The sequence below is a fragment of the Paraburkholderia sp. MPAMCS5 genome, from assembly GCF_036016995.1.
Lineage (GTDB): Bacteria > Pseudomonadota > Gammaproteobacteria > Burkholderiales > Burkholderiaceae > Paraburkholderia.
This window is the reverse complement of the sequence record NZ_JAYXBK010000017.1, coordinates 13,191-29,330: the sequence shown is the minus strand read 5'-3', so window position 1 is coordinate 29,330 and position 16,140 is coordinate 13,191. Positions and strand designations below refer to the sequence as shown.

Below are 16,140 nucleotides of genomic sequence, written 5' to 3'. Positions count from 1 at the left end.
CTCGCGCATCAAGGAGACACTGCATGCCCGAATCCCTGTCGCCGGTGCTCGGCCTGCACCACTTCGCGTGGCGCTGCCGCAATGCCGAAGAAACACGCCATTTCTACGAGGACATCCTCGGTCTGCCGCTGGTTCATCTGATCCGCCTCGACCGCGTGCCGAGCACGGGCGAATACTGCCCGTATGTGCATCTGTTCTTCGAAATGGCCGACGGCTCCAACATCGCGTTCTTCGATCTCGGCGACGACACGGCCGCCGAACCTTCGCCGAACACGCCGCCGTGGGTCAATCACATCGCGCTGCGCGTCGCCACGCTCGACGCGCTCGAAACGATGAAGCAGCGTCTCGTCGATCACGGCATCGAAGTGCTCGGCGTCACCGACCATCATTTCGTGCGCTCCATTTATTTCTTCGACCCGAACGGTTTCCGCCTCGAATTGACGGTGCCGGTCGCGCCGGCCGAAACGCTCGCGACGTACAGGAAAGAGGCGCGTGCGGCACTTGACGCATGGAACGAAGAACGACACAAAGCCGTACCGGAGACCCCCGCCGCATGAGCGCGCTTAACCTCACTCACGATCCCGCGCGTCATAGCTGGATCGAGTCGGCGAATCTGCCCGACACCGATTTTCCGATCCAGAACCTTCCGTTCGGCGCTTTCGAGCGCGACGGCGTCGTGCACGCGGGTGTCGCGATCGGCGAACACGTGCTCGACTTGCGCGCGCTTCTCGACAGCAGCCTGCTCGCGCCGGGCAGCGATGCCGCGCTCGCGTGCGAAGCGGCCGCCGAGGGCACGCTCAATCGCCTGATGTCGATGCCGGCACGCCACGCAAGCGCGCTGCGCGCCGCGCTTTCCGATCTGCTCAAGAGCGACGCGCCGCAGCGCTCGCGCGTCGCACAGCGTGTCGATGCGCTGCTGCCGCGCCTCGACACGCTCACGCTGCGCCTGCCGTGCGAAGTCGGCGACTACACCGACTTTCTCACGTCGCTTCATCACACCGAACGCCACGGCCGCTACAAGGGTCTTGCCGATCCACTGCCGCCCGCGTTCAAATCGCTGCCGATCGCGTATCACGGCCGTGCTTCCTCGCTGCGCGCGAGCGGCGGCGAGGTGCGTCGCCCGCACGGCCAGTATCGCGACGCGAACGGGCAGATCGTGTTCGGCCCCGCGCCCGCGCTCGATTTCGAACTTGAGCTGGCGGCATGGATCGGCGAAGGCAACACGCTCACGCAACCCATCGCCGTGGACGACGCGCACGCGCACATCTTCGGCTATTCGCTGCTCAACGACTGGTCGGCGAAAAGTATTCAGTGGTTCGAACAAGTACTCGGGCCGTTTCTCGGCAAGAGCTTTCATTCGAGCGTGTCGCCGTGGATCGTGACCACGGAGGCGCTCGCGCCATTCCGCAAGGCGCCCGTCGCGCGCGCCGCCGACGATCCGCCGCTCATGCCGCATCTGCACGGCGCGCGCGATCAGCAGGAAGGCGGCCTGTATCTGGAGCTGTACGCACATCTCTCGACACAACGTCTGCGCGATTCCGGCGCCGACGCCGTGCGCATCACGCACACGCATCTCGACAATCTGTACTGGACGTTCGCGCAGATGGTCGCGCACCACACGAGCAATGGCTGCAATCTGCGCACCGGCGATCTGCTCGGCAGCGGCACGATTTCCGGCGCAGACGACGCGGCGCGCGCGTGCATCACCGAATTGACGAACGCGGGCCGCGATCCGCTGCGCTTGCCCAACGGCGAAACGCGCACGGCGCTCGAAGACGGCGACGAAATCAGCTTGAGCGCGCGGGCGACGAAAGCGGGCGCGGTGCCGATCGGCTTCGGCGAATGCCGCGCGCGCATCGCGCCGGCGCTCGCGCTGACCTTCGCGCCGGGCAACGCGGAGTTCACGGCATGACGCAAGCGCTCAATGGTTACGAGCAGGTCGGCAACGGCCCGCGCAAGGTGCTCGCGATGAGCGGCTGGTTCGGCAGTGCCGACGACTGGCGCGCGCTCGCGCCCGCGCTCGACACCGATACGTTCACCTACGTCTTCTTCGACTATCGCGGCTATGGCCGCTCGCGAGAGCGCGACGGCGCGTTCACCTTCGAGGAAGCCGCCCAGGACGTGCTCGCGCTCGCCGACCACCTCGGCTGGAACCGCTTCAGCCTGATCGGACATTCGATGGGCGGCGTCGCGATCCAGCGCGTGCTGCTCGCCGCGCCCGAACGCATCGAACGCATGGCCGGCGTGTGCGCCGTGCCTGCGTGCGGCTCGCGCATGGACGACACGCGCCTCGCCGCGTTTCGCGCGGCCGTGGACGACGTCGAGCGGCGCGCCGCGATCATCGCCTTCTCGACCGGCAATCGCCTCACGTCCCGCTTCAGCGCGCATCTTGCGCGCGAGTCGCAGCGGCTCTCGCGCGCCGACGCGTTCGCGGGCTTTCTGCCGCACTGGGCCGCGAGCGATTTTTCGGCGCAGGTCGAAGGCAATGCGACGCCGGTGAAGCTTTTCATCGGCGAACACGATCCGACCATCACCGCCGATCTGATGAACCGCACATGGCGCGCGTGGTATCCGAACGCGACGCTCGACACGCTCGGAAACGCGGGGCATTACCCGATGCACGAAGTGCCGGCCGCGCTCGCGACGGCGCTGGAAAACTGGCTGAAAGAGGCCTGATTCGCGCCGCGCGCGCCGAGGTCCGGCGCGCGCGGCGGCAGGAGACATCATGTACGAAACCATCTACCTCCGGGCGTCCTCGCTCGACGACGCACTCGCGTGGCTGCGCGAGCACGAGGACGCGCGGCCGCTTTCGGGCGGCATGACGCTGATCCCCACGCTCAAGCAGCGGCTCGCCGCGCCTTCGCATCTGATCGATCTCACGCGTATCGAGACGATGCGCGGCGTGAGTGTCGAAGGCGGCGTGCTGCGCGTGGGCGCCCTCACGAAGCACGCGGAAGTGGCCGCCTCGCCGGTGGTCGCGGCGGCGATTCCCGCGCTCGCGCAGCTCGCGAACGTGATCGCCGATCCGCAGGTGCGCAATCGCGGCACGATGGGCGGCTCGGTCGCCAACAACGACCCCGCCGCCGATTATCCAAGCGCCGTGCTCGCACTCGACGCGCAAGTCGTCACATCGCAACGCCGCATTGCCGCCGACGATTACTTCGTCGATACGTTCGAGACCGCGCTCGAACCGGGCGAGCTTGTCATCGGTTTCGAGTATCCGGTTCCGCTGCGCGCGGCCTACGCGAAGTTCCGCCAGCCGGCTTCGGGCTATGCCGTGGTCGGCGTGTTCATCGCGCAATTCGCCGACGCGATTCGCGTGGCCGTGACCGGCGCGGGCGCCTCGGTGTTCCGCTGGTTCGACGCCGAAGCCGCGCTCGCCGCCGATCTCTCGGAAGCCGCGCTCGCGTCCCTGAAGATGGACGCCGACGCTCTGCCCGACGACGACAACGGCTCCGCCGCGTATCGCGCCCATCTGATCGAAACCTACACGCGCCGCGCCTTGCAGGCGCTGCTGGCGCAACCGTTGCGCCAGTCCGCTTAACTTTGCTTCAACCGTTTTCAGGAGACACAAGTATGGAGTTCACCGGATCGCAGACCATCGCCGCCACGCGCGAGCAGGTATGGAAAGGCTTGAACGACGCCGCCGTGTTGCAGGCATGCGTGCCGGGCTGCGAGGAGTTCGTCGCGCAGAGCGACGACGAGTACAAGGCCGTGGTGGTGGCATCGGTCGGGCCCGTGAAGGCGCGCTTCAAGGGCACGCTGCTGCTGTCGGACCGCGACGGCCCGAACGGCTACAAGATCGCCGGATCGGGCGAAGGCGGCATCGCGGGCTTCGGCAAGATGACCGCGACGGTCACGCTCGCCGACGCCGACGAAGGCGGCACGCTCCTCACCTACGTCGCCGACGCGCAAGTGGGCGGCAAGCTCGCGCAGATCGGCTCGCGCCTCGTCACTTCGGTCGCGAACAAGCTCGCGGCGGAGTTCTTCAAGCGCTTCAACGCAACGATGAGCGCGCAGGCGAACGCCAGCGTCGCGGACTGAGCGCGCCCGTCGGCGCGACCGGTCCAGCAAGTCCAGCAAGTCCAGGCAAGAAAGAGGTGAATCATGGCTGAAGTCCAATTGCGGGTGAACGGCGCCGAGGTGCGGCGCGTGGTGCCCGACCAGATGCTGCTTGTCGAATTCCTGCGCGAGACGCTGCGTCTCACGGGCACGCACGTCGGCTGCGACACGAGCCAGTGCGGCGCGTGCACGGTGTATCTCGACGGCGTGTCGGTGAAGTCGTGCACGGTGCTGGCCGCGCAGGCGAGCGGCGGCACGGTCAAGACGATCGAAGGTCTGCGCGAGAATCCGGGCGACAACCCGGCTGCGCCGCTGCATCCGGTGCAGAACGCGTTCGTGCAGTGCCACGGTTTGCAGTGCGGTTTCTGCACGCCGGGCATGATCATGTCGGTCGGCTTCTATCTGCGCGAGACGCCGAAGCTCGACGAAGCGAGCATCTGCCACGCGCTAGAAGGCAATATCTGCCGCTGCACGGGCTACGTGAACATCATCGAGGCCGTGCGTCACGCGGCGCGCGAGATGTATCCGGCGCTCGCCGAGCCCGCGACGGAGGACGTCAAGCCATGATCGGCCAACCGCTTGCGCGCCTTGAAGACCGGCGCTTCGTCACCGGCAACGGCCAGTACGCCGACGACTTCCACATCGAAGGCCAGGTCCATGCGGCTTTCCTGCGCTCGCCGCACGCGCATGCCGCGCTGCGCTCGGTCGATGTCGCAGCCGCGCGCGAGGCGCCCGGCGTGATCGCGGTGCTCGTCGGCCAGGACTATCTCGACGACGGCTATCAGGGGGTCGATCACGTGCCCAATCCCGTCGATGCTGTCGACGCCACGAAGAAGGCGTTTCTAAGCTCGCTGACCGGCGAGATCTTCAACCAGTTGCATATTCCGCTGCCGATCGACCGCGTGCGCTACGTGGGCGAGCCGATCGCGATGGTGATCGCCGACTCGGCGCTCGCCGCGCGCAACGCGAGCGAAATGATCGAGGTCGATTACGACGTGCTCGACGCCGTCGTCAACGCCGCCGACGCGATGCAGGAAGGCGCGCCGCAGTTGTGGGAAGGCGCGGCGCGCAACCTCTGCTTCCAGACGCAGATCGGCGATCGCGAGGCCGCGCGCCGCATCATCGCCGAGGCGCCGCTCGTGCTCACGCGCGAGTTTCATCACAGCCGCGTGGTGAACTGCCAGATGGAGCCGCGCGGCGCGATCGGCGTGTTCGACGGCGCAAGCGGCGTCTACACGCTGATTTCGGGCAGCCAGGGCGCGGTGCGCCAAAAGCTGTGCCTCGCGGCCGCGCTCAAGGTGCCGCCGGCGGCGGTGCGCGTGGTCTGCCCCGACACGGGCGGCGGCTTTGGTCCGCGCTCGTTCATCTACGTCGAGCAGCTCGCCGTGGTGTGGGCCGCGCGCCGCATCGGCCGGCCGGTGAAATGGACCAGCGATCGCAGCGAGGCGTTTCTCTCCGACTACCAGGGCCGCGACCAGATCGTGCGCGCGACTTTCGGCTTCGCGAACGACGGCCGCATTCTCGCCATCGACAACGAATGGATCGGCAATGTCGGCGGCCATACGGTTTCGTATGTGCCGATGTCGAACGGCACGCGCATCATGACGAGCGTCTACGACGTGCCGGTTGCTGCCGTGCACATCAGCGCCGTGCTGACGAACACCGTGCCGACCGCGCCGTATCGCGGCGCGGGCCGCCCCGAAGCGACGCACGTGATCGAGCGCATGCTCGATCTCGCGGCGGGCGAACTGAAGCTCGACCGCGCCGAGATTCGCCGGCGCAACCTCGTCGCGCGCGACAAGCTGCCGTATCGCAGCCCGATGGGCCTCACCTACGACAGCGGCGAATTCGCGCGCAACATGGCGCGCGCGCTCGAACTCGCGCAATGGGACGGTTTCGAGTCGCGCCGCGCGGCCTCGCGCGAAAAAGGCCTGCTGCGCGGCATCGGGCTCGCGAACTATATCGAGTCGCCGGTGGGCGCGCCGCGCGAGCGCATCGAATTGACCGTGCTGCCGGAAGGCCGCATCGACATCGTGTCAGGCACGCAATCCACCGGTCAGGGCCACGAAACGACGTTCGCGCAGGTCATCGCGCAGCATCTCGGCGCGCCGATCGACTCCATCGCGCTGCGCACCGGCGACACCGCGTTCGTGAGCGTGGGCGGCGGCAGTCATTCCGACCGCTCGATGCGCCTTGGCGGCATGCTGCTCGTCGAGGCGGCCGCGCAGATCGTCGCGCAGGGCACGCGCGCCGCCGCCGCGCGGCTCGACGTGGCGCCCGAGCGCGTGAGCTTTGCGAACGGCGTGTTTCGCGATCCGGCTTCGTCGCGTGAAATCGGGCTTTTCGACGTGGCGGCGCACGTCGCGCGCGACGGCCTGCCTGGCGAGCCCGCCACGCGCAAGCTCTATGCCGAAGCCGAGGTGAACGCGCGCGTACCCGCGCATCCCACGGGCGCGGCGGTCTGCGAACTCGAAGTCGATCCCGACACGGGCGTGGTCACGCTCGTGAACTACACGTCGGTGGACGACGTCGGCCAGCCGATCAATCCGCTCATCGTCGAAGGCCAGGTGCACGGCGGTCTCGCGCAGGGCATCGGCCAGGCGCTCTCGGAAACCTGCTATCTCGACCGCGACACGGGCCAGGTGCTGACCGGCTCGTACATGGATTACGGCATGCCGCGCGCGGGCGTGATTCCGACGCTGAACCTCGAACTCACCGAAGACCCGACGCACGGCAATCCGCTGCGCGTGAAAGGCGGCGGCGAGAGCGGCATCACGCCGGCCACGGCGACCATCTTCAACGCGCTCGCCGACGCGCTCAAGGCGTTCGGCACCGACGAACTCGCGATGCCCGCCACGCCGAAGGTCGTGTGGGAATTCATCCACCGCGACGCGGCCTGACGACTCGCCAGAACACACACCTATATGCACAAGGAGATCCGCATGCCCAGCCCTTACGTTGCGATCGAACGCAACGGCCCGCTCATGGACGTCGTGCTCGACCGTCCCGAGAACGGCAACCTGATCGACGCGGCGATGAGCGACGCGATCATCGCCGCCGTCACCACGCTCGACGACGACGTGAAGCTCGTGCGCATCCTGTCGAGCGGCCCCGACTTCTGTAAAGGCCGCCAGTCGCCGATGCCGCCCAAGGACGCGAAGCCGTCCGCCGAAACGCTGCGCCGCGTGGTCGCCGCGCCGCCGCTCGCGCTCTACGACGCGCTCAAGGCGGTGCGCGTGCCGGTGGTCTCGGTGGTGCGCGGCGAGGCGCTCGGCGTGGGCTGCGCGCTCGCGGGCGTGTGCGACATCGCGCTCGCCGCCGACGACGCCGTATTCCAGATTCCCGAAATGGAGCGCGACATTCCGCCGACGCTCGTGATGTCGGCGCTGATCGGACGCGTGCCGGTGAAGACCGTGGCGCACATGGTGCTGAGCCGCGTGGCGCTGTCCGCGCACGAGGCGTTGCAGGCGGGGCTGGTGAGCCGCGTCGTGAGTGCTGCGAACCTGAACGCCGAAGCGGACGCGCTCGTCGAGACGCTGCTCGGTTGCAGCGCGGTCACGCTGCGCGCGGTGAAGCAGTTCCTGCAGCTCGCGCCCGAAATGCCGGCCAGCGGCGCGAGCGGCTTCGCCGCGCATCTCGCGGCCACGGCACTTTCCGCACGCTTCTGACAAGGGCCGCCCGCGGCGGCGCGCCGTCGCGCATGCCCTTCCCCGCTTAAAAAAACTGCGCAGACACGATGCGCGAGGAACCCAGATTGAGACCGAAGACCGCTATTCCCTCCACCGCCGAAGGCGCCGCCGCGCCCGACCTCGAACGCTTCCGCTTGCGGCGCTTTCTCGAATCGCTCGACGAAACCGAACTCGAACGCCATGAAGAAAGCGTCGATCTCGCCGACGTCGCCGAGATCATGGAAGGCAATCCGCGCGCCGTATGGTTCGCGCGCCCGGCCGGCGGCGCGATCCCGCTCGCGGGCAGCGTCGCCGCGAGCCGCTCGCGCCTCGCCCGCGCTTTCGACACCACGCCGCCGCGCCTGCTCGACACCGTGCGCGAACGTCTGCGCGTGAAAGGCAAGCTGGTCGAAGTGAGCCGCGAGGAAGCGCCCGTGCAGCAAGTCGTGCTCACCGGCGACGAATGCGATTTCACGGCGCTGCCCGTTCATCTTCAGCATGATCTGGACGGCGCGCCCTATATTTCCGCGTCGATCGACTTCGCGGTCGATCCGGACATGGGCTGGACCAACGTCGGCATCCGCCGGCTGATGCTGCGCGGCCGCCGCACGGCCGGCATCGATCTCGTCGCGCCCTCCGACCTGCGCGCCATCGCGATCGCTCACGCGAGACGCGGCGAGCGCACGCCGATCGCGTTCGCGGTCGGCACGCATCCGATCGACCACGTCGGCGCGACCATGCGCATTCCCGCCGACGAACTCGAACTCGTGGCCGCGCTGCGCGGCCAGGCGCTGGGCGTGGTCAAGTGCGTGACCAACGACCTGCTCGTGCCCGCCGACGCCGAATTCATCCTCGAAGGCTATCTCGACGAGCGCGGTCATGCCGAGCCTGAAGGCCCGTATGGAGAGTTTCTCGGCTACTACGGCGGCGTGAAGACCAACCCCGTGTTTCACCTGACGGCGATCACGCACCGGCGCGACGCCGTCTTTCAGACCTGCACGATCGGCGGCCGCTCGATGGCGCGCACCGACACCGCGCAACTCGCCGCGCTGCGCACCGAAGTGACCGTCTGGCGCGCGCTGGAGACGGCCGTGCGCGAAGTGAAGGCCGTCTACGCGAATCCGGCCACGGGCGGCATGTTCAACGTACGCATCGCCATGCAGCAGCGCGTGCCGGGCGAAGCGCGCAACGCAATCGCGGCCGTGTTCGCCTCGCTCGCGAACGTCAAGCATGTGTTCGTGGTGGACCCCGACATCGATGTGTTCTCCGACGAGCAGATGGACTGGGCGCTCGCCACCCGCTTCCAGGCCGAGCGCGATCTCGTGCTCCAGGACAGCCTGCGCGCGATGCCGCTCGACCCGTCGCTGCTCGGCGCGAGAACGACCGCGAAAGCGGGCTTCGATCTCACGCTGCCGCTGCTCGCGCCGGGCGCCGAGCGCGACCTCGAACATCGCGTGCCGACGCCGCCCGCGTATCGCGGCGCGCGCTTCGAGTCGCTCGAAGCGGCGCTGGAGCATGGGCCGAAGCGCTTCTCCGAACTGATGGCCGCGACCGGCACGCGCGACGGCCGCGACGTGGTGCGCTGGCTGGAGGACGTCGAGCAACGCCGCCCGATCACGCGCGACGAAGAAGGCCGTTACGCGTTCGCGTGACGCCGGATGACGCACAAGCTGACGCGCGAGCGGCTGCCGCACACGACTCCGACCGTGCTGCAGCCGCTGCGACAGACGAGATAGAATCGGGCTTGCCTCAAGCCCGATCCACGAAAAGCCGTCGTCGATGAACCTGTCCCTCAAACAACTCAAAGTCTTTCTCGGCGTCGCGAACGCATCGAGCTTCACGAAAACGGCGCAGAGCATGCATCTGAGCCAGGCGGCGCTCTCGGCGATCATTCGCGAACTGGAAACGCAACTGAATTGCCGGCTGCTCGAACGCACGACGCGCACCGTCTCGCTCACCGACGCGGGGCGCGTGTTCTATCCGACCGCCATGGCGATTGTCGAGACGCTCGAAAAGTCGGTGATCGAACTCAACGAGCTGGGGCGCCAGAAGCAGTCGTCGCTGCTGCTCGGCTGCACGCCGATGATCGCGGCGAGCCTCATGCCGCCCGTGCTGGCGCGCTTCGCGCAGGTTTATCCCGCCGCGCACATCGAACTCGTCGACCGCAATCCGACCGAACTCGTGCAGATGGTCGAAGAAGGCCATCTCGACGCGGCCTTCGGCGTGTTCTTCTCGCAACTGTCCGGCATCGACCGCATGCCGCTCTTTCCCACGCGGCTCGTGGCCGTGTCCAGTTCCGACGAAGGCGCGCCGCGCCGCGGCTCGGGCATCCGCTGGACGGCGCTCGAAGACCAGCCGCTCATCACGCTGCCGAAGGACAATCCGCTGCAACGGCTGATCGAGGCGACACTCTCGAAGGAAGAAGTGACGGTGAGCCGGCGCATTGTCGTGGGGCATCTGCAAACGGCGATCGCCATGGCGCAGGAAGGGCTCGGCACCGCCGTCATGCCGCAGTTCTGCGAGCACATCTGCTATCGCTATCGCGTGCGCATCGACGCGCTGCGCCCCGAGGTGCCGCTGTCGTTCTACCGCATCACGCGCACGGGGCGCGACACGATGAGCACACTCGACCAGTTCACGGCGCTGTTCACCGAGGCCGCCAAGGAAGATCCGGCGGGTCTCCTCGACATCGACGAAGACTGACGCACGGCGGCCGGCTTGACGTATCGCGGTTCAGGTCAGGCACAGCGAATCGGCCGACGCCGCGATCTCGCGCGCGGCCTTCGCGCCCTCCACTTGCAAAAGGCGCGGCAGCGACACGCCGTTCTTCGCGGCCGTCACTTCGGCGAGAATCGAAATAGCGATTTCAGGCGGCGTGCGGCTGCCGATGTAGATGCCGACGGGCCCGTGCAGCCGCGCGAGTTCCGCGTCGCCGAGATCGAATTCGCGCAGGCGCTCGCGTCGCGCCGCGTTGTTGCGCCGCGAACCCAGCGCGCCCACGTAGAACGCGGGTGTCCTGAGCGCTTCCATCAGCGCGAGGTCGTCGAGCTTGGGATCGTGCGTGAGCGCGATCACGGCGCTGCGCTCGTCTAGACGCATGTCGAGCACGGTGTCGTCGGGCATCGTGCGCACGAGGGTCGTGCCGGGCACGTCCCACACGTGCGTATATTCCTCGCGCGGATCGCACACCGTCACGTGATAATCGAGGCCAGTCGCAATCTGGCACAGGTAGCGCGAGAGCTGTCCCGCGCCGATCACGAGCATGCGATAGCGAGGGCCGTGGATTGCGACGCAACGCTTGCCGTCGAACACCACGCCTTCAGTCGCGCGCGCCGCCGTGAGCGTGGCCGCGCCGCTCGCCATGTCGAGCGTGCGCGCGACCAGTTCGCCGGCGTCCACGCGGCGGCACAACGCGGCGATGCCGCTCGCGGCTTCGCCGCCGGCCAGCGGTTCGAGTACGAGTTCGATCGTGCCGCCGCACGGCAGGCCGAAGCGATGCGCCTCGTCGGCGCTAATGCCGTAACGCACCGACTGCGGCCGCGCCGGAATCACGCCGTGCTGGCGCACGCGCTCGATCAGATCGTCTTCGATGCAGCCGCCCGACACCGAGCCGCTCACCACGCCGTCGTCGCGCACGACGAGCATCGAGCCCTCGGGCCGTGGCGACGAGCCCCACGTTTTCACCACCGTGACGAGCAGCACGCGATGCCCCGCGCCGATCCAGCGCTGGCACGCGCGGAGCACTTCGAGATTGACGCTGTCCATGATCGTGATCGCCTCCTGCGCTCTTCGCATCGTGGGCCGGCGCGGCGACGCGATGCAAGGACAGACAGGGCAATCCGAAAGCGACGCGCGCGTGGCACATACGCCGGACACCGTATGGCCGGCTTGTGCAAACAGTGTAAACAAGCCCCCTCGCGCGGAGAATCAGCGAATTTTTATCGGTTCATCACGACGGCCGATCAATGCGCTCATCAATACCCTCATCAATACCCTCATCGCACGCCGCGAGCGCTGCCTCGGTGTGCTCGCCGGAAACCGGGAAGCCGAGGCACATCCGCCAGAGGCGTTGCGACGCTTCTCGCGCAATCACGACTGGACAACGTTCTGCCGCTCCGTGGTCCGGCGGCGGCCGGCGAGCAGCCAGATCACCAACGCCACCACGAGCGCGAGACACCCGGCGACGCTCAGTGCCGCCGCGAAGCCGGTCGCGAAGCCGGCCGGCGCGATCGACGCCATCGCTCGCTGAACGTCCGGAGCGAGCCGGGACAGCGCATGGCCGATGTCGCCGGCGAGCAGGTCCGACATGAAGCGGGCATCGACGCATGTACGGCCGGAAGCGCCGCACGACATTGCCGTGTCGATCGCCGACTGCGTGCGCGACGCCAGCACCGCGCCGAGCACGCCAACCGACGTCACGATGGCCGTGAAGCGCGTCGTCGTGCTGATGCCCGACGCCATGCCGGTGCGATGCGAAGGCACGCAAGCCATGATGGCCTTCTGCGTATCGCCGTTGAGCACGCCCGCGCCGAGGCCGGTCACGATCATCCCGAGCGCGGTCCATCCGTAGTCGTTCAACTGCGCGAGCGTCGCCGTCAGCAGGTTGCCGGCGCCGACCAGAACGAGCCCGATCGACAGCGTCGAGGTCGAGGCCGTGACATGCCGCCCGATTCTCGCGCCCACATACGGACCCACGATCATCGACAACGCGAACGGCAGCATGCCGACGCCCGCGCGGATCGGCGTCCATTCGAACGCGTTTTGCAGATACAGCGGCAGGAAGGTCATCATCACTTGCGCGCACGCCGCGTAACCGAACATGCCGAGCACCGCCGCGACGAAGCGCGCCTGCGAGAACAGCGACAGATCGACCACGGCATGCCTGCGCCGCTTTTCTATGGCGATGAACAAGGTGATCAGGAGCGCGCATGCGGCAAACCGCAACGAAGTGAGCGGACTGGCCCAGCCCACGTTTTGTGTGCCGATCAGCGCCCAGATGCCCGATGCGAGGCCCATGCCGAACGACAGGCTGCCCGCGAAATCGACCGGCCCCGCTTGAGGGTTGCGCGAGTCGGGCACCGAGCGCAGCGCGCTGAGAACCAGCACGCCACACACCGGCAGATTCAGCAGGAAGACCCAGCGCCAGCCGACCCATTGCGTGATGAGGCCGCCGACCAGCGGAGCGACGGTCGTCGCGATTCCCATGGTCATGCCCCAGACCGCCCAGGCTCGCGCCCGCTCCCGCGGACCGGGGAAGGCGTGCGCAATCGCGGCCAGGGCGGCCGTCAGCAGCATGGCTGCGCCGACGCCTTTTGCCGCACGCCAGATGTTCAGAAATCCAATGCTCGGCGCGAGCCCGCAGCCGAGCGAAGACAGCGCGAACGCGAGCAGGCCGAGCAGCAGCATTTTCCTGCGTCCGTAGCGGTCAGCGAGACCGCCCATCGGCAGCAGGCAGGACGCAAAGGAAACCATATACGCGCTCACCACCCACTCGACGTCCGCAAAGCCCGCATGAAACGAACGGGCGATGGACGGCAACGAGACCGCGACGATATTGGTATCCAGCGCGATCAGCGCGCATGTCGCGGATGCCGTCGCGAGCAATGACCACGCCGAATGAGGACGGGCAGTGGCGTGTGCCTGCGTTCCTCGCGCGGCATCGGGCGCGCGGGACTGGCCTTCGTTGGCACCCGCTCCCTCCAGGCGGATGTCGTTTTCCTTCAGCATGCTCGTTCCCCAAGGCGTGTTAAGCAGGGCGTCATGCTAACGCGGGCGGTGTTTTAGATCGATAGCTTGTAAGCTCATATCTATTCATCCGGAAATGAACAACATGGATCTCGAACTGCGCCACCTTCGCTGCATTCTCGCGGTCGCCCGGCATCTGCATTTCGCGCGGGCAGCCGACGAACTCGGCATCGCACCGCCGTCGCTGACCAAGCAGATTCAGGACGCCGAGCGCCTGCTGCGGTTTCCGATCTTTCACCGCACGCGGCGCTCGGTCTCGCTCACTGCGGCGGGAGAAGCGTATCTGCCGGCCGTGTCCACGGCCCTCACGCATCTTGAGCGGGCGCGCGAGCTTGGGGCGCTCGCCGAACGCGGGCAACTGGGCCGCATCCAGATCGGCTATGTGGCATCGGCGGCCTATGCCGGCGTGATGCGCAAGATGGTGATGGAGTTTCGCCGCCTGCATCCGAGGATCGATGTCGAGCTCGCCGAAGTTCCGATGAGCGACATCCCGGCGCAACTCGCGGACCGGCAACTCGACGCCGCCTACGTCCGCCCGCCGATGCCCTATCCGGAAGGATTGCAGGCGATTCGCGTGCATCGGGACGAATTCGTCGTCGCGTTGCCCGAAGACTCGCCGCTGGCCGCCTGCAAGACGCTCGCGCCGCAGCAGTTGCGCGACGCGCATTTTTCCGTGCCGGAGCAGGAGTTCGGCACACTGGAAGTGGCGAAACGCGGACACTTTTCGCCGACGATCGGACCGCGCCCGGGTCCGCTCATTGCCGTGCTCGCCAGCGTCTCGCTCGGCAATACGGTGGCGATCATTCCTCGCACGCTGTGCGATTGCGTGTCGCTTCCGGGCGTCGTGTACCGGCCGATCGCGGGCAAGCCCATTCCGTCGGAAATCGCGCTGCTTTATCGCAAACACGAGCGATCGCGCACGGTGCGGGCCTTCCTGCAACATGCGCACCGCGCGTGCGTGAGCTGAAAAGTTTTTCCGCCCGGGGCGCGCGCCTTACGCCAGTTTGAATTGCGCGACCGTTGAACGAAGATCGTCCGCTTGGGATTTCACCGAGAACGCCGCGGCGGCGACCTGCTCGACGAGCGCGGCATTCTGCTGCGTGACGGTGTCCATCTGGCTGACGGCGTCGCTGACCTGGCCAATGCCCTTGCTCTGTTCGGCGGCCGCCACGGCGATTTCGTTCACGATGTCTGTGACATGCTTCACGGACTGCACGATTTCGTGCATCGTCGTTCCGGCCGCACCCACGAATTCAGCGCCCGTTTTCACGCGATCTACGGAATCCTGAATAAGGTCCTTGATCTCCTTCGACGCAGCCGCCGTACGCTGCGCCAGCGACCGGACTTCCGACGCCACGACGGCAAAGCCGCGACCCTGCTCGCCGGCCCGCGCGGCTTCCACGGCGGCGTTCAGCGCAAGGATATTCGTCTGGAATGCGATGCTTTCGATGGTGCCGACGATATCGGCGATATGCTCCGAGCTTGCATTGATGCCGCTCATCGTTTCGACCACCTGCTGCACGACGCCGCCGCCGCGCTGGGCGGTTTCCATGGCGACGGCGGCAACGTGGCTCGCCTGGCGCGCATTGTCGGCGTTATGAGTGACCGTCGAGGTCAGCTCTTCCATGCTGGATGCCGTCTCCTGCAGCGCCGCGGCCTGCTCTTCGGTTCGCTGCGAGAGGTCCTGATTGCCCGTGGCGATTTCCGACACGGCCGACACGATCGACTCGCTGGAGTCGTGAATCGTGTGGATCATGGCGCTCAGTTGCTGCTGCATGCGCTTCATCGAATGAAGCAGGCTGTGATTGTCACTCGGTGCAGTCTCGACCACCACGCTCATATCGTTTTCCGCGATGCGGCCGGCGATATGAACGGCATACGCCGGGTCGCCGCCCAGCAGGCGCAGAATGCCGCGGTTGATCCAGATCACGACGCCGGACAGCACCGCCGCGGCGACGAGCAGAACCGCGAGGCCGCGATACAGCGAAGCGTAAAACGCCGCGTCGATGTCGTCGATATAGGCACCCGTCTGCAAGATCCAGTTCCACGGGCCGTAGGCGGCCGCATAAGCGACCTTCGGGAATACCCCTGTAGCGCCGGGCTTCGTAAACGAATAGCTGACAAAGCCGCCGCCATCGCGCTGGACCACCGTCACGGTGTCGTGATACAGCGCGACGCCGTTCGGGTCCTTGTAGCCATCCACGTTCTTGCCCTGCATTTCCGGATGAAACGGGTGCATCAGGACGACCGGCTCGAAATTCAGTAGTGTGAAGTAGCCCGTGCCGCCCTGACCGTAACGCATCGCCGCGACTGCTTTGAGCGCGCGCTCTTTTGCCTCGTCCACAGTCATCTTTCCTGCGGCGGCCTGGTCGGCGAATGTCTTGACGGTCGAAATGGCCAACTGCGTCGCATGGACGAGGTCCGATTTTCGTTCTTCATAGCGGATGTCGCGGATTCTGTAGGCGTCGAGAATCGACAAAACAACGATGAGCACCAGGCTCAAGATCAGGGGAAGCCACAGCTTCTGGCGAAAGGACAATCTCACGTGCGCTCCGTTGGTTGAGTGGTGCATAAAAATTGGTCCCTGGGCCCCTTAACGGACGGTGGTGAAAAACCTTTAGCGCTGTTCCCCAAAAAAACACAACATGAGTCCTTGCGAGCCGCG

14 protein-coding genes are annotated in these 16,140 nt (G+C 66.9%); 11 read left to right on the top strand and 3 right to left on the bottom strand.

The window, feature by feature from the left end; genetic code table 11:
• Positions 1-23: 23 nt before the first annotated feature.
• From VOM14_RS26935 to VOM14_RS26890, 10 genes are all read left to right on the top strand, one after another.
• Complete coding sequence (locus VOM14_RS26935) at positions 24-557, top strand: VOC family protein (protein ID WP_327631780.1); 534 nt, start codon at positions 24-26, stop codon at positions 555-557.
• A complete protein-coding gene (gene fahA, locus VOM14_RS26930) occupies positions 554-1,912 on the top strand; it encodes a fumarylacetoacetase (RefSeq protein ID WP_327631779.1) in 1,359 nt (452 codons plus the stop codon). Before VOM14_RS26935 ends, fahA begins: the two co-directional genes overlap by 4 nt.
• Entirely contained in the window at positions 1,909-2,676 is a 768-nt protein-coding gene (locus VOM14_RS26925; protein ID WP_327631778.1) for an alpha/beta fold hydrolase, read from the top strand. The genes fahA and VOM14_RS26925 overlap by 4 nt, the downstream gene beginning before the upstream one ends.
• Before the next feature lie 49 nt (positions 2,677-2,725).
• A complete protein-coding gene (locus VOM14_RS26920) occupies positions 2,726-3,544 on the top strand; it encodes an FAD binding domain-containing protein (RefSeq protein ID WP_327631777.1) in 819 nt (272 codons plus the stop codon).
• 32 nt (positions 3,545-3,576) lie between these two features.
• Entirely contained in the window at positions 3,577-4,044 is a 468-nt protein-coding gene (locus VOM14_RS26915; RefSeq protein WP_327631776.1) for an SRPBCC family protein, read from the top strand.
• A gap of 63 nt (positions 4,045-4,107) precedes the next feature.
• Entirely contained in the window at positions 4,108-4,629 is a 522-nt protein-coding gene (locus tag VOM14_RS26910) for a (2Fe-2S)-binding protein (RefSeq protein WP_327631775.1), read from the top strand.
• Complete coding sequence (locus tag VOM14_RS26905) at positions 4,626-6,962, top strand: xanthine dehydrogenase family protein molybdopterin-binding subunit (protein WP_327631774.1); 2,337 nt, start codon at positions 4,626-4,628, stop codon at positions 6,960-6,962. The genes VOM14_RS26910 and VOM14_RS26905 overlap by 4 nt, the downstream gene beginning before the upstream one ends.
• Before the next feature lie 42 nt (positions 6,963-7,004).
• Positions 7,005-7,730 carry an enoyl-CoA hydratase/isomerase family protein gene (locus tag VOM14_RS26900; RefSeq protein WP_327631773.1) on the top strand — a complete coding sequence of 242 codons (726 nt, stop codon included), beginning with the start codon at positions 7,005-7,007 and terminating at the stop codon, positions 7,728-7,730.
• 86 nt (positions 7,731-7,816) lie between these two features.
• Positions 7,817-9,382 (top strand): UbiD family decarboxylase, encoded by a 1,566-nt coding sequence (locus tag VOM14_RS26895; RefSeq protein ID WP_327631772.1) that lies wholly within the window; start codon positions 7,817-7,819, stop codon positions 9,380-9,382.
• A gap of 127 nt (positions 9,383-9,509) precedes the next feature.
• On the top strand, positions 9,510-10,433 hold the full coding sequence (locus VOM14_RS26890; protein WP_327631771.1) for a LysR family transcriptional regulator: 924 nt from the start codon (positions 9,510-9,512) through the stop codon (positions 10,431-10,433).
• 30 nt (positions 10,434-10,463) lie between these two features.
• Here VOM14_RS26890 and VOM14_RS26885 read toward each other — a convergent pair whose 3' ends face one another.
• Complete coding sequence (locus VOM14_RS26885) at positions 10,464-11,495, bottom strand: XdhC family protein (RefSeq protein ID WP_327631770.1); 1,032 nt, start codon at positions 11,493-11,495, stop codon at positions 10,464-10,466.
• 324 nt (positions 11,496-11,819) lie between these two features.
• Entirely contained in the window at positions 11,820-13,457 is a 1,638-nt protein-coding gene (locus VOM14_RS26880; RefSeq protein ID WP_327631769.1) for an MFS transporter, read from the bottom strand.
• Positions 13,458-13,560: 103 nt separating this feature from the next.
• Here VOM14_RS26880 and VOM14_RS26875 point away from each other — a divergent pair, with 103 nt between their 5' ends.
• Positions 13,561-14,442, top strand: coding sequence for a LysR family transcriptional regulator (locus VOM14_RS26875; RefSeq protein WP_327631768.1), 882 nt, complete (start codon positions 13,561-13,563; stop codon positions 14,440-14,442).
• Positions 14,443-14,469: 27 nt separating this feature from the next.
• On the opposite strand, the gene VOM14_RS26870 is transcribed toward VOM14_RS26875, so the two are convergent.
• A complete protein-coding gene (locus VOM14_RS26870; RefSeq protein WP_327631767.1) occupies positions 14,470-16,020 on the bottom strand; it encodes a methyl-accepting chemotaxis protein in 1,551 nt (516 codons plus the stop codon).
• Positions 16,021-16,140: the final 120 nt, after the last annotated feature.

Excerpts from the sequence above, each read along its gene's own strand:
- VOM14_RS26935 (WP_327631780.1), top strand. The coding sequence starts at position 24 with ATGCCCGAATCCCTGTCGCCGGTGCTCGGCCTGCACCACTTCGCGTGG.
- fahA (WP_327631779.1), top strand. The coding sequence starts at position 554 with ATGAGCGCGCTTAACCTCACTCACGATCCCGCGCGTCATAGCTGGATC.
- VOM14_RS26925 (WP_327631778.1), top strand. The coding sequence starts at position 1,909 with ATGACGCAAGCGCTCAATGGTTACGAGCAGGTCGGCAACGGCCCGCGC.
- VOM14_RS26920 (WP_327631777.1), top strand. The coding sequence starts at position 2,726 with ATGTACGAAACCATCTACCTCCGGGCGTCCTCGCTCGACGACGCACTC.
- VOM14_RS26915 (WP_327631776.1), top strand. The coding sequence starts at position 3,577 with ATGGAGTTCACCGGATCGCAGACCATCGCCGCCACGCGCGAGCAGGTA.
- VOM14_RS26910 (WP_327631775.1), top strand. The coding sequence starts at position 4,108 with ATGGCTGAAGTCCAATTGCGGGTGAACGGCGCCGAGGTGCGGCGCGTG.
- VOM14_RS26905 (WP_327631774.1), top strand. The coding sequence starts at position 4,626 with ATGATCGGCCAACCGCTTGCGCGCCTTGAAGACCGGCGCTTCGTCACC.
- VOM14_RS26900 (WP_327631773.1), top strand. The coding sequence starts at position 7,005 with ATGCCCAGCCCTTACGTTGCGATCGAACGCAACGGCCCGCTCATGGAC.
- VOM14_RS26890 (WP_327631771.1), top strand. The coding sequence starts at position 9,510 with ATGAACCTGTCCCTCAAACAACTCAAAGTCTTTCTCGGCGTCGCGAAC.
- VOM14_RS26885 (WP_327631770.1), bottom strand. The coding sequence starts at position 11,495 with ATGGACAGCGTCAATCTCGAAGTGCTCCGCGCGTGCCAGCGCTGGATC.
- VOM14_RS26880 (WP_327631769.1), bottom strand. The coding sequence starts at position 13,457 with ATGCTGAAGGAAAACGACATCCGCCTGGAGGGAGCGGGTGCCAACGAA.
- VOM14_RS26875 (WP_327631768.1), top strand. The coding sequence starts at position 13,561 with ATGGATCTCGAACTGCGCCACCTTCGCTGCATTCTCGCGGTCGCCCGG.